The organism is Streptomyces sp. NPDC007189, assembly GCF_040703635.1.
Taxonomy (GTDB): domain Bacteria; phylum Actinomycetota; class Actinomycetes; order Streptomycetales; family Streptomycetaceae; genus Streptomyces.
Genome location: NZ_JBEYEY010000004.1, coordinates 130347 through 145261, shown reverse-complemented (window position 1 = coordinate 145261; position 14915 = coordinate 130347). Strand labels below are relative to the sequence as shown.

17 protein-coding genes and 1 riboswitch are annotated in these 14915 nt (G+C 72.3%); of the genes, 7 read left to right on the top strand and 10 right to left on the bottom strand.

The window, feature by feature from the left end:
• Positions 1 to 19 precede the first annotated feature (19 nt).
• The 8 genes from AB0950_RS09800 to AB0950_RS09765 all read right to left on the bottom strand — a co-directional run bounded on the left by AB0950_RS09800 (position 20) and on the right by AB0950_RS09765 (position 6854).
• Entirely contained in the window at positions 20 to 1588 is a 1569-nt protein-coding gene (locus tag AB0950_RS09800) for an alpha/beta hydrolase (RefSeq protein WP_360146716.1), read from the bottom strand.
• Between the two features lie 149 nt (positions 1589 to 1737).
• Positions 1738 to 2514, bottom strand: a complete 777-nt coding sequence (locus tag AB0950_RS09795) for an urease accessory protein UreD (RefSeq protein WP_366778256.1) — start codon at positions 2512 to 2514, stop codon at positions 1738 to 1740.
• Complete coding sequence (gene ureG / locus AB0950_RS09790; protein ID WP_361978016.1) at positions 2502 to 3179, bottom strand: urease accessory protein UreG; 678 nt, start codon at positions 3177 to 3179, stop codon at positions 2502 to 2504. Before ureG ends, AB0950_RS09795 begins: the two co-directional genes overlap by 13 nt.
• A 145-nt stretch (positions 3180 to 3324) precedes the next feature.
• On the bottom strand, positions 3325 to 3999 hold the full coding sequence (locus tag AB0950_RS09785; RefSeq protein WP_366778255.1) for an urease accessory UreF family protein: 675 nt from the start codon (positions 3997 to 3999) through the stop codon (positions 3325 to 3327).
• A 10-nt stretch (positions 4000 to 4009) separates the two neighbouring features.
• On the bottom strand, positions 4010 to 5731 hold the full coding sequence (locus AB0950_RS09780; protein ID WP_360146728.1) for an urease subunit alpha: 1722 nt from the start codon (positions 5729 to 5731) through the stop codon (positions 4010 to 4012).
• Complete coding sequence (locus tag AB0950_RS09775) at positions 5724 to 6035, bottom strand: urease subunit beta (RefSeq protein ID WP_360146731.1); 312 nt, start codon at positions 6033 to 6035, stop codon at positions 5724 to 5726. Before AB0950_RS09775 ends, AB0950_RS09780 begins: the two co-directional genes overlap by 8 nt.
• Before the next feature lie 10 nt (positions 6036 to 6045).
• On the bottom strand, positions 6046 to 6348 hold the full coding sequence (locus AB0950_RS09770) for an urease subunit gamma (protein WP_360146734.1): 303 nt from the start codon (positions 6346 to 6348) through the stop codon (positions 6046 to 6048).
• Between the two features lie 227 nt (positions 6349 to 6575).
• A complete protein-coding gene (locus AB0950_RS09765) occupies positions 6576 to 6854 on the bottom strand; it encodes a type II toxin-antitoxin system Phd/YefM family antitoxin (protein ID WP_330341388.1) in 279 nt (92 codons plus the stop codon).
• A gap of 85 nt (positions 6855 to 6939) precedes the next feature.
• Here AB0950_RS09765 and AB0950_RS09760 point away from each other — a divergent pair, with 85 nt between their 5' ends.
• The 3 genes from AB0950_RS09760 (at position 6940) to AB0950_RS09750 (ending at position 8957) form a co-directional block, all read left to right on the top strand.
• Positions 6940 to 7575 (top strand): ATP-dependent Clp protease proteolytic subunit, encoded by a 636-nt coding sequence (locus AB0950_RS09760; protein ID WP_360146737.1) that lies wholly within the window; start codon positions 6940 to 6942, stop codon positions 7573 to 7575.
• Between the two features lie 7 nt (positions 7576 to 7582).
• Positions 7583 to 7888, top strand: a complete 306-nt coding sequence (locus AB0950_RS09755) for a hypothetical protein (protein ID WP_330341386.1) — start codon at positions 7583 to 7585, stop codon at positions 7886 to 7888.
• 462 nt (positions 7889 to 8350) lie between these two features.
• Positions 8351 to 8480, top strand: a riboswitch (cyclic di-AMP (ydaO/yuaA leader).
• 3 nt (positions 8481 to 8483) lie between these two features.
• Complete coding sequence (locus AB0950_RS09750; protein WP_360146740.1) at positions 8484 to 8957, top strand: C40 family peptidase; 474 nt, start codon at positions 8484 to 8486, stop codon at positions 8955 to 8957.
• 382 nt (positions 8958 to 9339) lie between these two features.
• On the opposite strand, the gene AB0950_RS09745 is transcribed toward AB0950_RS09750, so the two are convergent.
• The gene (locus AB0950_RS09745; RefSeq protein ID WP_360146743.1) at positions 9340 to 9777 is read right to left on the bottom strand and encodes an ATP-binding protein; all 438 of its coding nucleotides are present in this window, start codon (positions 9775 to 9777) and stop codon (positions 9340 to 9342) included.
• A gap of 213 nt (positions 9778 to 9990) precedes the next feature.
• Between AB0950_RS09745 and AB0950_RS09740 the strand changes: the two genes are divergently transcribed.
• Entirely contained in the window at positions 9991 to 10851 is an 861-nt protein-coding gene (locus AB0950_RS09740) for a helix-turn-helix transcriptional regulator (RefSeq protein ID WP_360146746.1), read from the top strand.
• Positions 10852 to 10860: 9 nt separating this feature from the next.
• Positions 10861 to 11082, top strand: a complete 222-nt coding sequence (locus AB0950_RS09735) for a DUF397 domain-containing protein (RefSeq protein WP_360146749.1) — start codon at positions 10861 to 10863, stop codon at positions 11080 to 11082.
• A 66-nt stretch (positions 11083 to 11148) separates the two neighbouring features.
• Here AB0950_RS09735 and AB0950_RS09730 read toward each other — a convergent pair whose 3' ends face one another.
• Entirely contained in the window at positions 11149 to 12276 is a 1128-nt protein-coding gene (locus AB0950_RS09730) for an 8-amino-7-oxononanoate synthase (protein ID WP_366778254.1), read from the bottom strand.
• 147 nt (positions 12277 to 12423) lie between these two features.
• On the opposite strand from AB0950_RS09730, the gene bioB reads away from it, so the two are divergent.
• Together bioB and AB0950_RS09720 are read left to right on the top strand one after the other, a co-directional pair.
• The gene (gene bioB / locus AB0950_RS09725; RefSeq protein ID WP_360146755.1) at positions 12424 to 13623 is read left to right on the top strand and encodes a biotin synthase BioB; all 1200 of its coding nucleotides are present in this window, start codon (positions 12424 to 12426) and stop codon (positions 13621 to 13623) included.
• Positions 13616 to 14914 carry an adenosylmethionine--8-amino-7-oxononanoate transaminase gene (locus tag AB0950_RS09720; protein WP_360146758.1) on the top strand — a complete coding sequence of 433 codons (1299 nt, stop codon included), beginning with the start codon at positions 13616 to 13618 and terminating at the stop codon, positions 14912 to 14914. The genes bioB and AB0950_RS09720 overlap by 8 nt, the downstream gene beginning before the upstream one ends.
• Position 14915 lies beyond the last annotated feature (1 nt).

Below are 14915 nucleotides of genomic sequence, written 5' to 3'. Positions count from 1 at the left end.
CACCACAGGAACGCGGTCGTTACGGCTTGGGCGTGGCGTGCGGGGTGCAGGTCACGTCCGCGCCGTCCAGCTTGCCGTCGATCAGGTAGGCGTCGACGCGCTGGTTGATGCAGGGGTTGACCAGGCCCGTCACACCGTGGGAGCCCGCGTCCTCCTCGGTGATCAGGCGGGAGCCCTGGAACCGCTTGTGCAGTTCGACGGCGCCCTCGTACGGGGTGGCGGCGTCCCGGGTGGACTGCACGATCAGCACCTGCGGCAGGCCCTTGCCGGTCCTGACCTCGACCGGGTTCTGCTGCTTGACCGGCCAGGTGGCGCACGGCAGGTTCATCCAGGCGTTCGCCCACGTCATGAACGGGTACTGCGCGTTGAGCCGGGTGTTGTCCCGGTTCCAGGTCTTCCAGCTGGTCGGCCACTTGGCGTCGGTGCACTCGACGGCCGTGTAGACGGCGTTGCCGTTCTCGGCGGAGATGTTGCCCGCCGTGTCGGACAGGTCGGGGGCGGCGGCGTCGACCAGCGCCTGGGTGTCACCGGCGACGTACTTGCTGAACACCGTGGCGACCGGCACCCACGAGGAGTCGTAGTACGGCGCGCTCTGGAAGAAGGAGATCAGCTCGGCCGGGCCGACGACTCCGCCGATGGGGTTCTTCTTGGCGGTGGCGCGCAGCTGCAGCCACTTGGCCTGGACGGCGTCGCGGGTGGTGCCGAGGTGGAAGGCGGCGTCGTTCTTGGCGACCCAGTCCTCCCAGTCCTTCCAGCGACCCTCGAAGGCGATGTCCTGGTTCAGGTTGGCCTGGTACCAGATGTTCTCGCGGGCCGGGTTGACCACGCTGTCCACGACCATGCGGCGCAGGTGGCCCGGGAAGAGGGTGCCGTAGACCGCGCCGAGGTAGGTGCCGTAGGAGACGCCCAGGTAGTTGAGCTTCTTCTCGCCCAGGGCGGCGCGGATGACGTCCAGGTCGCGGGCGGTGTTCGGCGTGGTCATCTGCTGGAGCATGGCGCGGCCGGTGCGCTCCAGGCAGCCGTCGGCGTACTCGTGGGCCAGCTTGCGCTGCGCGAGCTTGTCCGCCTCGCTGTCCGGCACCGGGTCCGACTTCGGCGCCTTCACGAACTCCTGCGGGTCCTCACAGGAGATGGGCGCGGAGTGGCCGACGCCGCGCGGGTCGAAGCCCACGAAGTCGTAGGCCTTGGCGGCGTTCGCCCAGACGGGGTTCTTGTTGGTGACGCGCGTCGGGAAGCGCAGCCCGGAGCCGCCGGGGCCGCCGGGGTTGTAGACGAGCGCGCCCTGACGCTCCTCCTTGGTCCCCGTGTTGCCGATACGGTCGACGGCGAGCTTGATCTGCTTGCCGTACGGGTGGGCGTAGTCGACGGGCACGCTGACCCAGCCGCACTGGATGGGCTTGGCCAGCCCCCAGTCGGCCGGGCAGTCCTGCCAGTCGATGCCGGCCTTGGCGGCGCGGGCGGCGGCTGTCTCGGCGCCCTTGGCCTCCCGGTCCGGCGCCGGCCGGCCGGCGGCGCTGGCCGCGGGCGCCGAGACGGCGCCGGCGACCAGGGTGGCGGTGACGAGTGCTCCGGCCGAACCGAGCGCCATCAGGCGCCTCTTCGGTCTGTTCTCCCTCAAGTGGGCCCCTCCCCCTGCATCAGGATCGCTGTGAGTGGTCAGGTGGGGGATCCTCTCGGCTGTGAGCCGCCTGAGAACAGGGGTCGCCTGCCATCTTTACCAATCCGATAAACGGATGGTCATGTTCGACCCATGAGCCTTGCCAGAGAGGCGTCCAGGACTCGCCGCAACCGCAGGGCGTCCGGCGCCAGGGCGCTGACCAGGACCGCCGGTCCGGCCAGCGGCATCAGGGCGGCGCACTCGTCCAGCACCGCGGGCCCGGGCGGATTCCGGTCGAACTCCGGTCGTACGACGACAAGTTGACCCACCGCACGATGCCCGGCCAGCACCGCGGGACCGTCCCAGCCGCCCGGTGCCCCGGGCCCGCAGGCCAGTTCCTGGTCCAGCACCGTGCGGCCCGCGATCCGCACGGTCAGCCGGCTGCCGAGCCGGCCGGGCTCCTCCCCCGCCCGCCCGAGCACCTGCTCCTCCCGCAGCACGAGCCGGGCGCCGGCGGCGAGTTCGGCCCGGGTGACGACGCGCAGGTCGCTGCCCCGGGCCGAGATCAACTGCTCCGGCAGCCAGTGCAGTTCGGCTCCGTCGGCCACGTCGAGCCGTACGTCGTAGCGGGCCTCGCCCTTGGTCTGGCCCGGCAGGGCGAGGGTGGCGGCGGCCGAGCCGACGTGCAGCCGGGCGCCCTGCGCCGCGCTCGCCGTGAGCGAGAAGCGGTCGCCGCCGAGCGGGCCGCTCATCGCGCCGACGACCATGACCCGCGCCTCGGCGCCGCCGGACCGGACGCGGCGCAGGGCCAGCGGGCCGTCGCTCTCCAGGACGGGCAGCGCGGTGCCGCCCCGGCCGTCGGCGCGGGCGACGATCCGGGCGTCCGCCCGTACCCCGGTGGCGGTCACGCCGTCCACGCGGCCAGCCGCCCGCGCACCCAGGCGGCCACGTCGGCGACGCCCCGCTCGCTGCGCAACGACTGGAGGACGACGGGGAGTTCGGCTCGCTGGGCCTTGGCGTCGGCGGCCATCCGGGCGAGGTCGGAGCCGACGTACGGGGCGAGGTCGGTCTTGTTGACGACGAGCAGGTCGGCGGTGGTGACGCCGGGGCCGCCCTTGCGCGGGATGTCGTCGCCGCCGGCCACGTCGATCACGAAGATCTGGGCGTCCACGAGCCCCTTGGAGAAGGTCGCGGTGAGGTTGTCGCCGCCGGACTCGACGAGGATCAGGTCCAGCGGGCCGACCGCGTCCTCCAGGTCCTCCACGGCTTCGAGGTTGGCGGAGATGTCGTCGCGGATCGCGGTGTGCGGGCAGGCGCCGGTCTCCACGGCCGTGATCCGCTCGGGCGGCAGCACGGCCTCCCGCAGCAGGAACTCGGCGTCCTCACGGGTGTAGATGTCGTTGGTGACGACCGCGAGCGACAACTCCTCGCGCAGGGCCCGGCAGAGCGCGGCGACGGTGGCGGTCTTCCCGGACCCGACGGGCCCGCCGAGCCCGATGCGCAGCGCGCGGCGCGATCCGTCGGGCCGGCGCGCGTCCGCGCTGAGGGCGGCGGGGCCGGGATGGGTGTGATCGAGGTGCATGTACGGCTCCTGGTTGGCGAAGCGCGGCCGTTCAACCGGTCCGGCGCTTGAGGACGAGGCTGTTCGGGCCGATGGGGGCCAGGGGGCGGTGCTCCCCTGGCGGGGTCGAAGGGGCAGGGCCCCCGGGGGACGGCGGGGGCGGGCTCTATGACGCGAACAGCCGCACGGGCCAGGCCGCGTGCCACTCCGCGCCGACCTCCAGCAACGGCCCGGACGCCGCCGGCAGTGCGTCGACGCCCTCGTCGCGCACGCTCCGCGCCGCCTCCACGGCTCGGTCCACGACGCGGTCCAGCTCCGGCGCCAGCCGCGCCAGCACACCGGTCGCGTCGAACGGGTCGAGGCTGAGCAGCCGCACCGTGGCCGTCGCGGGCCCGCTGACGCTCTCGTACGCCGCGCAGTACGCCGCGTCCTCGGGTCCGAGACCGGCGGCCCGCGCCACGCACCCGAGCACCACCGGCTGATGCGCCCCCTTGGGGAAGCTCCGTGCCAGCGCGTCGAGTTCGTCGCACGGCCAGCTGGCCCGGGCGGCCCGCAGCAGCTGACGGCCGAGGCGCCGCGCGGCGGCCCGCAGGGCGGGTGACGGCGTACGGGCGTCCGCCGCCGTGTCCAACTCCTCCGGATCGACGCCGAGTACGGCCGCGGCGGCCAGCGCGCCCGCGACGGCTCCCGCGGTGTGCAGCCGGCCCCGGCAGAAGTCCTCCAGGCTCGCGGCGGAGGTGATCCGGCCCGCCTTGACGGCGGCCTCCGCCCCGCCGGAGTGCGCGTGCCCTCCGGCGGGGAAGCGGCCATCGGCCAGGACGAGCAGTGCGGCCCGTGACATCACGACCCCATCAGAAGAGGAAGTAACGCTGGGCCATGGGCAGTTCGGCGGCCGGGGTGGCCTCGACCAGTTCGCCGTCGATGTGCACGGCGAAGCTGTCGGGGTCGATCCGGACGTCGGGCCGGGCGTCGTTCTCGCGCATGTCGGCCTTGGTCACCGCGCGCGTGGAGGCGATCGCCTGGAACCGCTTGCCGAGCCCCAGCCGCTCCGGCAGCCCGTCCTCGATCGCCGGCTCCCCGACGAAGTTGACCGAGTTGGCGGCCGGGGCACGGCCGATCGCGCCGTACATCGGGCGGGGCAGGATCGGCTGCGGGGTGGGGATGGAGGCGTTGGCGTCGCCCATCTGCGCGTAGGCGATCTGCCCGCCCTTGAGGACGAGGAGCGGCTTGACGCCGAAGAACGCCGGCTCCCACAGCACGAGGTCGGCGAGCTTGCCGGTCTCGACGGAGCCGATCTCGGCGGCGAGGCCCTGCGCGAGCGCCGGGTTGATCGTGTATTTGGCGACATAGCGACGTACCCGGTGGTTGTCCGCGCGTCCGTCGCCGGGCAGCGCGCCGCGCCTGCGCTTCATCACATGGGCGGTCTGCCAGGTGCGCAGGATCACCTCGCCGACGCGGCCCATGGCCTGGGAGTCGGAGGAGATGATCGAGATGGCGCCGAGGTCGTGCAGGATGTCCTCCGCGCCGATGGTGGACGGCCGGATCCGGGACTCGGCGAAGGCCAGGTCCTCGGGGACCGCCGGGTTGAGGTGGTGGCACACCATCAGCATGTCGAGGTGTTCCTCGGTCGTGTTGACGGTGAAGGGCCGGGTCGGGTTGGTCGAGCTGGGCAGCACGTTGGGCTGCGAGACCACGGTCATGATGTCCGGCGCGTGCCCGCCGCCGGCGCCCTCGGTGTGGTACGAGTGGATGCCCCGGCCGGCGATCGCGGCGAGGGTGTCGCCGACGAACCCGGCCTCGTTGAGGGTGTCGGTGTGGATGGCGACCTGGATGCCGGTGCGGTCGGCGACCGTCAGCGCGGCGTCGATGACGGCCGGGGTGGAGCCCCAGTCCTCGTGCAGCTTCAGGCCGGCCGCGCCGCCCCGGATCTGGGAGAGCATCGCCTCGTGGCTGACGGTGTTGCCCTTGCCGAGGAAGCCGACGTTGACCGGGTAGGCCTCCATCGCCTCGAACATCCGGGCGAGGTGCCAGGGGCCGGGCGTGACCGTGGTGGCCTTGGAGCCCTCAGCGGGGCCGGTGCCGCCGCCGACCAGGGTGGTGATGCCGGAGGCGAGGGCCTCGTCGGCGACCTGGGGGCAGATGAAGTGCACGTGCGCGTCGATGGCGCCGGCGGTGAGGATCCGCCCGTTGCCCGCGATGATCTCGGTCTCGGGGCCGATGACCAGGCCGGGGTGGACGCCGTCCATGGTGTCGGGGTTGCCGGCCTTGCCGATCGCGGTGATCCGGCCGTCGCGGATGCCGATGTCGGCCTTGACGACGCCCCAGTGGTCGACGACGACGGCTCCGGTGATCACGGTGTCGGGGGTGCCGTCGGCGCGGGTGGCGCGGGACTGGCCCATGGACTCGCGGATGACCTTGCCGCCGCCGAAGACCGCCTCGTCCCCGGACGCGCCGGGTCCGCCGGAGCGGTCCTCCTCGATCTCGATCAGCAGATCGGTGTCGGCGAGCCGGATGCGGTCACCGGTGGTGGGGCCGAAGAGGTCGGCGTAGGCGCCGCGGGAGATCTCAGGCATCGAGCGCGCCTCCCGTCTCCCCGCGCAGCCCCGGCACGATCCGGGCGCCGGCGAGGGGCACCAGTTCGACGTCGACGGGGATGCCGGGCTCGAAGCGCACGGCGGTGCCGGCGGCGACGTTCAGCCGCTTGCCGCGGGCGGCGGCGCGGTCGAACTCCAGGCCGGGGTTGGCCTCGGCGAAGTGGTAGTGGGAGCCGACCTGGACCGGCCGGTCGGCGGCGTTGAGGACGGTGAGGCGGGTGACCTCGCGGCCCTCGTTGCACAGGACGGGGTCGTCCGCGAACAGGATCTCTCCGGGAATCATCGCGGCCCCCTCAGACGATCGGCTCGTGGACGGTGACGAGCTTGGTGCCGTCCGGAAAGGTGGCCTCCACCTGGACGTCGTGGATCATCTCGGGGACGCCGTCCATGACGTCGTCCCGGGAGAGGAGCTTGCGGCCGGAGGACATGAGTTCGGCGACCGTACGGCCGTCACGCGCGCCTTCGAGGATGTGCGACGTGATGAGGGCGACCGCTTCCGGGTGGTTGAGCCTGAGCCCCCGGGCCCTGCGCTTCTCGGCCACGTCGGCCGCCACGTGGATCAGCAGCCTCTCTTGCTCGTGCGGGGTCAGTTGCACGTCCCACCTCACAGTCCTTGCTCCGGACCGTGCGGGGTCCGGTTGCCGCAGCCATCACGACGGGGATAGGTGTAACACACAGACAAATCCCCGGATCGTCCTCAATCCCGGGCAGAAAAACCCCTGATGGCGTGGATCGGCAGGTTAGAGCGCCGGAGTTTCGGCGACGTTAACCAGACCTTGATCCACCGATGACCGCGCGATGGGACCGCCGATACCCGCGCGGGTCAGGAGACCCCGGGACCGCGGTGCTCGGCGGCGATGCCGAAGCGCTGCCGTTCGCGCGCGGCGGAACCGGCCTCGCGGACGCCCGAGACCGAGCTGACGACCTGCTCCCCGGCCTGCTCCTCGAGGGCGTCCAGCCGCTCCAGATCGGCGGCCGACACCAGCGCGACCAGCGGCTTGCCGTGCCGGGTGACCACGACGCGCTCACCGCCGTACACCACGCGGTTGATCAGGTCGGCCAGCTCAGCCCTGGCTTGCGTCACCGGAATCTCGTAGGCCATACCACCATCGTACGTCAGGTACGTCCTGTACATTTTTTACAGAAGCCGGGTCCGCCGGGGACCCGTGCGAGAGAAGGGGTGTCCCATGTCCCGCGCGTTCGCCCGTCATGTCCTGCCCGAGTTCACCGAGCGCACCGGCAGCGGCGCGCGCACCCTGGACCCCTACGGCAAGCTGTTCGAGGACCGGATCGTCTTCCTCGGCACCCCGCTGGACGACGCGGCCGCGAACGACGTGATGGCGCAGCTGATGTACCTCGAACACGCGGCGCCGGAGCGGGACATCACGCTGTACGTGAACTCCCCCGGCGGCACGTTCAGCGCGTTGACGGCGGTCTACGACACGCTGCGCTACGTCAGTTGCGACGTGGCGACCTACTGCCTGGGCCAGGCCGCCTCCCAGGCCGCGCTGCTGCTCGCGGCCGGCACGCCGGGCAAGCGGTTCGCCCTGCCGGGCGCGCGCATGGTCCTCTCGCAGCCCCAGCTGTCCGAGCCGGTGCAGGGCCAGCCCAGCGACCTGCTCATCCAGGCCGAGGAGCTGGCCCGGCTGCGGGCGCTGACGGAGGAGATGCTGGTACGGCACACCGGGCGCACGGCGGAGCAGGTTCACCGCGACCTGGAGCGGGACTTGGTGCTGGACGCCCCCGCAGCGGTGGACTACGGCCTGGTGGACGCCATCGTGCCCGCCCGGCGGGGCACTCCCGGCGCACCGGACGGGAGGTGAGCCGCCGATGCTGCCGGACCTGCCGCCGCTGCCCGCGCTCACGCGCGCCGAGGGCGACCTGATCGACCGTTACCTGGAGGCCGCCGACCTGCTGGGCCGCGTCAATCCCGCGCACGGCGGCGACACCTATCGCGGGCTGCGTGCGGCCCAGGCCCTGGTGCGCAAGGCCGCAGAGCTGCGTGACGCCCTCGCGCTGATGCACCAGCGGGGCGAGACGGAGCTGCACGGGGACACGCTGGCACGGGCCCTGCGGGTGCTGGACGGTGAACGCCGGACCGCGCGCGTCGCGCTCCCGCCGGACGGCGTCGGCTGATCCGGACGCCCGAGCGGCCGTACGGCATCCGGGCGTCGACCGGGGCCGCCCGGACGGGAGTTGAAACGGCCCGAACGACGTACCGCCGACCGGTGTATATCCGGATCGCTTTTCCGGCCTCCCGACTTGCGCTCCGCGCCCGTCCCGGGCTCGCGGGAAAGCGCTTCGTCCCAGGTCCGAGGGTACGTCGGGGATCTGACGATGTCTCGAACGTCACGTGGTCCACCCGAACGGGTGAGTGGTGAGTAACGCCACAAATTCCCGGATGCGTTGGGATTTTCGGACCGGCGTGGGTGAAGATCCCGTCCGACGACAAGCCCCCGCCGACCGCGGCGGGGCGGTCCGGGCGGACGCCGAGTCCTGCCGCCGCCCGGATGACCGGTCGACAGGAGTGGATCGGCAGGAGTGGAGGACCCAGGCAAGACGGGTCGCCGGGACGGATGTCCGTCCGCGCGTCACAGAGCCCTCTGTGCGCCGCGGCCGGGCGGAGGTTCCGAGCAGCCCTTGGGGTGAAGCCGCGGCAACGCGGCCGGGCAACTTCGCCAGCCCGAATCCGACAGGTCATCCTTCACAGGCGGCTGACGAAGGGTTGCGCATGACTGCGCTCAATCGTGTCCCGTCGCTCATGGCCCGGGCCGGTACGGCCTCGGCCCTCACCCTCGCCGCCGTGGGCGGCTCGATCGCGGTCCCCGGGCTCGCCACCGACGCCTCGGCCGCGACCCTGGCGACGAAAGCACTGCACATCGCGGCCTCCAAGAAGGGGGCGCCGTACCAGTACGGGGCCACCGGGCCGCGCAGGTTCGACTGCTCGGGGCTGACGCTCTACTCGTTCAAGAAGGCGGGCAAGAGCCTGCCACGTACCGCCGCCGCGCAGTACAACAGGACGCACCACATCTCCGCCCGCAGCCGCAGGGCCGGCGACCTGGTGTTCTTCCACTCGGGCTCCTACGTCTACCACGTCGGCATCTACGCCGGGCACGGGAAGATCTGGCACGCACCGAGGACCGGGGACGTGGTGCGGCTCCAGAAGATCTGGACCAGGAGCGTCTGGTACGGCCGGGTCGGCTGACCCGGTCCATCGCGGCGGGTCGGCCCGACGGTCCGGCAGGGCGACGCCGGCTGCCCCGGCCCGGCCCAGGTCGGCCGACCCGCCGTAATGGGAGGAGCGGCTCCAGCAGCAGGGCCGCTTCCGAGCACCGTCGGCGCCACCCCGGTGCCCGCCTGGAGCCCACGGGCGGCCCGGGGCCGACGCACTCACTGCACAGACGCCGAGGCACCTCGGCGACCCGGCGCGGATGCCGTGCGAAGCCCCGAGGGCTCGTTCCGTCGGGCCGGCCGTACGAACGGGGCATGAACGCCCTCGACGCGCCGTCACCCCCTCGCGGCACCCGGGACAACGCCTCCCCACCACCCCGCCCCGCCCGGAGGGCTGCCGTGCCCCTGTCGGCCGGCTAGCGGGTCTGTTCGGCCGGGAGGATCCAGGGGAGTTCGATGAAGACCGTCTTGCCGCCCTCGCGGGTGGGGCGGACCCGGAGCTTGCCTCCGCACTCCGCGGTGAGCCAGCGGATGATGACCATGCCGCGCCCGTTGTCCTGCTGGACGGCTGCGGGCAGTCTCTTCGGAAAGCGCGGGTGACTGTCCGTCACGCCGATGCGGAGCTGTTCGTCGCGCTCCAGGGCGATGTCGACCGTGAAGGTGGGTGACTGACCGAAAGTGTGCTGTACGGCGTTCGTGGCGAGTTCGGAGACGATGAGTCGCACCGTGTCGGCCGTCTCGGTGTCCGACGGCAGGCCCCACTCCGCGAGCGTGCCCACGACATACGTGCGGGCCGCGGAGACCGAGGCGGGATCGCTCGGCAGAGTGACGGATGCTTCCAGATGGTCTGCCATGGCGAGGTCGTCCCTTTCCCACGGGACCGCAGTCCGACACGGCGCGGATGGTTCGAGTACGGTCCCGGACTGGTGCTTGCTCGTCAGCCTGCCACCACCGGGCCGGTCACGGGGAGCGATCCACCAAGATATGCATATATCTGTCGCTCGAAGCGGTGAACTCTGCGACGCGAGACCGTATTCGGGCGGCCCGGAAGGAGTAAGGAGGAGCCCATGCAGAACGGGCCGGCCGTGCGCCGCCGCAAACTGGGCGCCGAACTGCGCACGCTGCGTACCGGTGCCGGGCTCACGAGCGGTGAGGCGGCCCGGCTGGTGGGCTGGCACCAGTCGAAGGTCAGCCGTATCGAGACCGGCGCCAGCGGCGTGAAACCAGCGGATGTGCGGTTACTCCTCGACGCCTACGAGGTGCACGACCGGCAACTGCGCCAGCTGCTGCTGATGCTGGCCGGCTCCGGCGACACCGGCGACCGGCACCGCTGGTGGCACGCCTACCGCGGGGTGCTGCCGCCCACCTACCGGGACTTCATCAGCCTGGAGTCGCAGGCGAGCACGATGCGCACCCTGGAGACCACGGTCGTACCCGGCCTGCTGCAGACCCCCGAGTACGCCCGCGCGGTGACCCGGGCGGCCGTGAAGGACCTGGACGACAGCGACCGGGACACGCTGGTGGAGGTGCGGCTGGCCCGGCAGGACGTGCTGCGCGCCGACCCGCCGCTGGTGCTGAGCGCGGTGCTGGACGAGGCGGTGCTGCGGCGCGAGGTCGGCGGCCCCGAGGTGATGGCCCGGCAGCTGGAGCGGCTGATGGAGGCGGCCCGGCTGCCCCACGTACGGCTCCAGGTACTGCCGTTCAGCGCCGGAGCGCATGTCGGCCTCACCGGGCCTTTCGTTATCTTCTCATTTCCGAGCACTTCTGATCTGGACGTGGTTGTTCTCGACCAGTTGACGAGTAGCCTCTACCTGGAGCGGAAAGAAGACCTCATGGCCTACTCGGAGGCCTTCGACACCCTTCGGATGCACGCCCTTTCACCCGAGGACACGTTGGACTACATCGCCGGGATAGGTGACGGCGCGTAAGGAGGCACCATGTCAGCTCTGCCTCGGAACGTCCCTGCCAGTACCGACCTGCACGACGTGCGCTGGCTGCGCAGCAGCTACAGCACGGGAGCGAACAACTGCGTGGAGACGGCCCGGCCGCGCTCCGGCCCCGGAGCCGGACTGCTCGCCGTGCGCGACTCCAAGCGCCCGGCCGGACCCGCGCTGCTCTTCTCCACCGAGAGCTGGGCCGGTTTCCTCAGCGATCTCTGACGAGAAGCGATCGCAACCGATCACTCGTACCCACCCAAGGTTGAAGCACGGCCGTGTCACGCCGACTCATGGTCGCGTTTCGACGATCACACGTACAGCGCGTTCGATCTCGGCCCCGGACAGGTCCGCGCGGGCGGTCAGCCGCAGCCGTGAGACGCCGTCGGGCACGGAAGGAGGACGGAAGCAGCCCACGGCCAGACCGGCGGTACGGCAGTCGGCCGCCCAGCGCACCGCCTGTTCCGGGGACGCGGCTCGCACGGAGACCACCGCGGCGTCCGGACGCACCGCCTCCAGACCCGCGGCGGTCAGCCGTGCGTGCAGTTCCGCGGCAACCGCCCGGGCGCGCGCCGCGCGCTCCGGTTCACGGACGAGCAGCCGCAGCGCCGCGAGCGCGGCCCCGGCCGCCGCCGGCGCCAGACCCGTGTCGAAGATGAACGTCCGGGCGGCGTTGACCAGGTGGTCGATCACCCGCCGCGGCCCGAGCACCGCGCCGCCCTGGCTGCCCAGCGACTTGGACAGGGTGGCCGTGACCACCACGTCCGCGGCGCCGGCCAGCCCCGCCGCGTACGGCGCGCCCCGGCCGCCGTCGCCCAGCACCCCGAGCCCGTGCGCGTCGTCCACGACGAGCCCCGCGCCGTGCTCCCGGCACGCCGCGGCCAGCTCGGCCAGCGGCGCCCGGTCCCCGTCGACCGAGAACACGGTGTCCGAGACGACGATCGCCGGCCCCTGGTGGGTGCCCAGCGCCTTGCGCACCGCCTCCGGGTCGGCGTGCCCGACGACCTGCCGCTCGCCCCGCGCCAGCCGGCAGCCGTCGATGAGGGAGGCGTGGTTGCCGGCGTCGGAGACGATGAGCGAGCCGTGCGGGCCGAGCGCGGTGACCGCGGCCAGGTTGGCGGCGTAACCGGAGGAGAAGACCAGCGCCGCCTCGAAGCCGCAGAAGGCGGCCAGTTCGCGCTCCAGCTCGGTGTGCAGCTCGGTGGTGCCGGTGACCAGCCGGGAGCCGGTCGAACCGCCGCCCCAGGTCCGGGCGGCCCGGGCGGCCCCCTCGATGACCTCGGGGTGGTGGGCCAGGCCCAGGTAGTCGTTGCTCGCCAGGTCCAGCAGCGACGAGTCGGCGGCGCGCGGGCGCAGGGTCCGTACGAGTCCGGCGCGGCGGCGCGCCTCGGCCTGCTCGTCGATCCAGCCGAACGCCATGGGTCCTCCGGGGCTTTTGTAGGTAGCGAACAGACACTAGCGGCACGACCGGTCACCCGAGGTGTGGCAATACCCACACGGTGAACCGTCTCCGTTGTGCAAACTCTCCTTGGCCCGGGGCGGTCCGGTACGACAGGATCGGGCCTCATGGACCTGCTGAACACGCTGGTGGACAAGGGGCTTCGGCGCGAGCTGCCGACCCGCGAGGAAGCGCTCGCCGTTCTGGCCACCTCCGACGACGACCTGCTCGATGTGGTGGCCGCGGCCGGCAAGGTGCGCCGGCACTGGTTCGGGCGCCGGGTGAAACTCAACTATCTGGTGAACCTCAAGTCGGGCCTGTGCCCTGAGGACTGCTCCTACTGTTCCCAGCGGCTCGGCTCGAAGGCCGACATCCTGAAGTACACCTGGCTCAAGCCCGACGAGGCCTCCCAGGCGGCCGCCGCGGGCCTGGCGGGCGGCGCCAAGCGGGTCTGCCTGGTGGCGAGCGGACGCGGCCCGACCGACCGGGACGTGGACCGGGTCTCGGAGACCATCCGGACCATCAAGGAGCAGAACGAGCAGGTCGAGGTGTGCGCCTGCCTCGGCCTGCTCTCCGACGGCCAGGCCGAGCGGCTGCGCGAGGCGGGCGCGGACGCCTACAACCACAACCTCAACACCTCCGAGTCCACGTACGGGGACATCACCACCACCCACACCTACGCCGACCGGGTGGACACGGTGAACAAGGCGCACGCGGCCGGGCTGTCCGCCTGCTCCGGTCTGATCGCGGGCATGGGCGAGAGCGACGAGGACCTGGTCGACGTGGTCTTCAGCCTGCGTCAACTCGACCCGGATTCGGTGCCGGTGAACTTCCTCATCCCGTTCGAGGGCACCCCGCTGGCCAAGGAGTGGAACCTCACCCCGCAGCGTTGCCTGCGGATCCTCGCGATGGTCCGGTTCGTCTGCCCGGACGTGGAGGTCCGGATCGCGGGCGGCCGCGAGGTCCATCTGCGCACCATGCAGCCCCTCGCGCTGCACCTCGCCAACTCCATCTTCCTCGGCGACTACCTGACCAGCGAGGGCCAGGCGGGCAAGGCCGACCTGGAGATGATCGCGGATGCCGGCTTCGAGGTGGAGGGCGCCGGCGAGGTCACGCTGCCGGAGCACCGGATCGAGTCCGCGGGTGGCTGCGGGTCGGTCTGCGGTTCGCACGACAGTTGTGGTTCGCACGAGAGCGCGGACGCGTGCGGTCACGAGGGCGCGGGTGTGTGCGGTACGACGGCGGCGCCGGCCGCGCAGGAGCCGCGCACCGACCTCGTGGCCGTCCGCCGCCGGGGCGCCGGAACGGACCTCGCGCCCAATGCCTGACCGGTCCGGCCTGTCCCGCCTCAGCCTGCCCGACCTGCTGGAGCTGGACCGGCGGCACGTGTGGCATCCGTACGGCCCGATGCCGGGACGTGCCGAACCGCTCGTCGTGGAGTCGGCGAGCGGGGTGCGGCTGCGGCTCGCCGACGGCTCCGGCGACCTCGTGGACGGCATGTCGTCGTGGTGGTCGGCGATCCACGGCTACAACCACCCGGTCCTGAACGCGGCGGCGCACGACCAGCTCGGGCGGATGAGCCACGTGATGTTCGGCGGACTCACGCACGAGCCCGCCGTCCGCCTCGCGAAGCACCTTGTCGACATGTCACCAGAGGGACTGGAGCACGTCTTCCTGGCCGACTCCGGTTCGGTGTCGGTCGAGGTCGCGGTGAAGATGTGCCTGCAGTACTGGCGCTCGCTCGGCCGGCCCGGCAAGCAGCGGCTGCTGACCTGGCGGGGCGGCTACCACGGCGACACCTGGAACCCGATGTCCGTGTGCGACCCCGAGGGCGGGATGCACGCGCTGTGGTCGGGCGTGCTGCCGCGTCAGATCTTTGCCGACGCGCCGCCGGCCGCGTACGAGGAGTCGTACGCGGAGCAGCTGCGCGAGCTGATCGCCCGCCACGCGGACGAGGTGGCCGCGGTGGTCGTGGAGCCGGTCGTGCAGGGCGCGGGCGGCATGCGCTTCCACTCCCCCGCGTACCTGCGGGTGCTGCGCGAGGCGTGCGACGCGCACGACGTGCTGCTGGTGTTCGACGAGATCGCCACCGGGTTCGGCCGCACCGGCGCGCTGTTCGCGGCGGAGCACGCGGGCGTCACCCCGGATGTGATGTGCGTGGGCAAGGCGCTGACCGGCGGCTATCTGACGCTGGCCGCCACGCTGTGCACCGCGCGGGTCGCCGACGGCATCTCGCGGGGCGAGGTGCCGGTGCTCGCGCACGGCCCGACGTTCATGGGCAACCCGCTCGCGGCGGCCGTGGCCTGCGCCTCCGTGGAACTGCTGCTGGGCCAGGACTGGCGGGCCGAGGTCAAGCGGATCGAGGCGGGCCTCGCGGAGGGCCTGGCGCCGGCCCGGGAGCTGCCCGGCGTACGGGACGTCCGCGTCCTCGGGGCGATCGGCGTGGTCCAGCTCGACCACGAGGTGGACATGGCGGCGGCCACCGCGGCGGCCGTAAGGGAGGGCGTGTGGCTGCGCCCCTTCCGCGACCTGGTCTACACGATGCCGCCGTACATCACGTCGGACGAGGACGTGGCGAGGATCGCGCGCGCGGTGTGCGCCGCGGCGCGGGAGGGATGAC

Coding starts and splice junctions, on each gene's coding strand:
- AB0950_RS09785 (WP_366778255.1), bottom strand. CDS start 3,999: ATGTCACGGGCCGCACTGCTCGTCCTGGCCGATGGCCGCTTCCCCGCC.
- ureG (WP_361978016.1), bottom strand. CDS start 3,179: ATGCACCTCGATCACACCCATCCCGGCCCCGCCGCCCTCAGCGCGGAC.
- AB0950_RS09730 (WP_366778254.1), bottom strand. CDS start 12,276: ATGGCGTTCGGCTGGATCGACGAGCAGGCCGAGGCGCGCCGCCGCGCC.
- AB0950_RS09735 (WP_360146749.1), top strand. CDS start 10,861: ATGTCAGCTCTGCCTCGGAACGTCCCTGCCAGTACCGACCTGCACGAC.
- AB0950_RS09720 (WP_360146758.1), top strand. CDS start 13,616: ATGCCTGACCGGTCCGGCCTGTCCCGCCTCAGCCTGCCCGACCTGCTG.
- AB0950_RS09740 (WP_360146746.1), top strand. CDS start 9,991: ATGCAGAACGGGCCGGCCGTGCGCCGCCGCAAACTGGGCGCCGAACTG.
- AB0950_RS09765 (WP_330341388.1), bottom strand. CDS start 6,854: ATGGCCTACGAGATTCCGGTGACGCAAGCCAGGGCTGAGCTGGCCGAC.
- AB0950_RS09745 (WP_360146743.1), bottom strand. CDS start 9,777: ATGGCAGACCATCTGGAAGCATCCGTCACTCTGCCGAGCGATCCCGCC.
- bioB (WP_360146755.1), top strand. CDS start 12,424: ATGGACCTGCTGAACACGCTGGTGGACAAGGGGCTTCGGCGCGAGCTG.
- AB0950_RS09775 (WP_360146731.1), bottom strand. CDS start 6,035: ATGATTCCCGGAGAGATCCTGTTCGCGGACGACCCCGTCCTGTGCAAC.
- AB0950_RS09780 (WP_360146728.1), bottom strand. CDS start 5,731: ATGCCTGAGATCTCCCGCGGCGCCTACGCCGACCTCTTCGGCCCCACC.
- AB0950_RS09755 (WP_330341386.1), top strand. CDS start 7,583: ATGCTGCCGGACCTGCCGCCGCTGCCCGCGCTCACGCGCGCCGAGGGC.
- AB0950_RS09800 (WP_360146716.1), bottom strand. CDS start 1,588: ATGGCGCTCGGTTCGGCCGGAGCACTCGTCACCGCCACCCTGGTCGCC.
- AB0950_RS09750 (WP_360146740.1), top strand. CDS start 8,484: ATGACTGCGCTCAATCGTGTCCCGTCGCTCATGGCCCGGGCCGGTACG.
- AB0950_RS09760 (WP_360146737.1), top strand. CDS start 6,940: ATGTCCCGCGCGTTCGCCCGTCATGTCCTGCCCGAGTTCACCGAGCGC.